At 64.6% G+C, this 2116-nt stretch carries 4 protein-coding genes; all 4 read left to right on the top strand.

Annotation, left to right across the window (positions count from 1 at the left end):
- The first annotated feature begins 476 nt into the window (after window positions 1-476).
- Window positions 477-950, top strand: coding sequence for a hypothetical protein (locus tag AC2VOU_RS10875; RefSeq protein ID WP_486957387.1), 474 nt, complete (start codon window positions 477-479; stop codon window positions 948-950).
- A 135-nt stretch (window positions 951-1085) separates the two neighbouring features.
- On the top strand, window positions 1086-1310 hold the full coding sequence (locus AC2VOU_RS10880; protein WP_486957388.1) for a hypothetical protein: 225 nt from the start codon (window positions 1086-1088) through the stop codon (window positions 1308-1310).
- A gap of 286 nt (window positions 1311-1596) precedes the next feature.
- A complete protein-coding gene (locus AC2VOU_RS10885; RefSeq protein ID WP_486957389.1) occupies window positions 1597-1758 on the top strand; it encodes a hypothetical protein in 162 nt (53 codons plus the stop codon).
- A partial coding sequence (locus AC2VOU_RS10890; protein ID WP_486957390.1) for a PIN domain-containing protein occupies window positions 1755-2116 on the top strand: 362 nt, incomplete at its 3' end. The genes AC2VOU_RS10885 and AC2VOU_RS10890, both read left to right, overlap by 4 nt.

Here is a 2116-nt window from a genome sequence, read left to right on the forward strand (position 1 = left end):
TGCGTGCGGACTGCGCACAGATCGGCCATGCGCTCGCCGACAAGCTTCATGACGGCGACCGATGGATCGCAGCCGCCGCGATACGCCTCGGTGTGCCGCTGGTCTCCCACGACGGGATATTCGACAGAGCACCCGGGCTTGAGTTCGTCACCGCTATAGGCGACGAGTAACGCCGCATATTGCGGGACCGGAAATTCACCGATGGGTCTACCACCGCGATCCGGCTGTCACAATCCGACAGAACAATCACACCTACCTCACATGTCGCAAACAACACCCCCGCCCTTCGTCGCGTCGCCTACCTGGCGTTTTGCCGATGAGCGTAAGGCGAAACGACAGAGCCACCTGACCTTCGTGACAAGTCGGGAATCTACCCCCATGGGAACCCCTAGAGATGGCGAACTTGCCGGCCCCCGTGGAGGTCGGGAATCCTCCTCTCCTCGACAAACGTCGACATTACAAGTAATTTTAATGTCATGGAAACCGTGACCTTCTCGGACCTGCAGCTGCGCGGCAAGGCCACTATCGAAGGTTGGTTGCGGCGCTCGCAGAGCCGGGTTCTGCGAGTTCAGCGCCGTGACGCCGAAGACCTGGTGTTGACGACCGCTACGCGCGCTGCCCAGGCGCGGGAAGCATCGTCGGTGACCGCGCGAATCTTCGTCGCCCTGATGCAGCGTGATCCACAGGTACGCGAACTGGTGACGGAGATCGTGCCCGACGTGTTCCCGTGGGTGGCGTTTCTGTCTCGCGACGAGGCGCGCGAGTTCGTGGCAGAGCTGGTGGCGACGATGCGGGCGGCTGACGCGATCGACAACCCAACACCGGTAGTGCAGGTAATCGACGGCTGGCGACACACCGCGGAAGTGCTGGCTGATCCCGAGCTGACCGCGGCGCTGATCGAGCCCAGCGACGGCGACTTCGGTCCGGTGCCCCAGCCCAGCCTCGGATAGCGGATTGGCGCCCAAACGCGGCGATCGCGTCGCGCCACGGCCGGTACAGCCGTCGAGTGGGATCTGCGATTCGCCACCACCGAAGCGGTAAGGGGTTGGGCGGCACTATGTCAGCAGGCCCCAGCCAATACCGCGGTGGCGTGGCAAGAACTGCGCTCCCGGCCAGACAATCCGATGGCGACCGGCCGACACCACCGGCTCAAAGGTCGCCTCGCCTCTGGTGTGCACCGCGGCGTCGCGATGGAGCAGTGGCAATACGAGGTCACCAGCGGCGGCCGGCTGTGGTACCTCGTCGACGACGAGAGGCGCACATTGTGGCTACGACACGCTGGCCCCGGGCACCCCTCCGCCACCGATTAGGACGCGGCCGCACCGCCCGCCATGACCGCATTCATCATTCCGCCAACAAGTGCGCGGCCGAGCGTTTGACCAGCGGGTGGATTAGCGATGCGTCGGAACCGTCAGACTTCTCTGCCGCAATTCACCCAACGTGACCAGCGAATTCACTGGTACGACACACCGTCTCGAGGTTGATCGCAAGTCGGCAATCTACCCCCATCTTGGGGTCGCTCGCCGGCGGTGAACACGCCAGCGGATCGCAGATCGCATGCACCGGGCGTCAGCGTGCGGCGGTAAACTCGGCACCGTGTCCAGTGTCGAGCAACCTGAAGAGCCAGTCGTGCGCACCTACGCGCCCGACGAGGCGATCCGGCGTGCTCGGCCACTACCTCCGCGTGACCGCCTCGTCATCGAGGATGTGCCCGAGGAGGAGTGGGCGGCTTTCCAAGCTGCACTTGCGGGCGCATGACCAACGCCCAGCCATCGGGCGTGGTCGTGGACACGATGGTCATCAGCTGGCTATTTGATGACCGTCCCAATCGGCTCGCTGAGCATTACCGCACGCTGATCGGCCCAAAGCCCGTGCTGCTCGCGTTCCAAACCGTGATGGAACTCCGATACGGAGTCCTACGCGCCGGGTGGGGCCAGTTGCGGCGCCGCCGCCTCGAACGCCGCATCGCGGAACTGACCGCCGTCCAGCCTGACGATGAGATGATCATGACGTGCGCCGCCTTGCGTGCGGACTGCGCACAGATCGGCCATGCGCTCGCCGACAAGCTTCATGACGGCGACCGATGGATCGCAGCCGCCGCGATACGCCTCGGTGT

The sequence above is a fragment of the Mycobacterium sp. TH-M25 genome, assembly GCF_057473665.1.

Excerpts from the sequence above, each read along its gene's own strand:
- AC2VOU_RS10875 (WP_486957387.1), top strand. The coding sequence starts at position 477 with ATGGAAACCGTGACCTTCTCGGACCTGCAGCTGCGCGGCAAGGCCACT.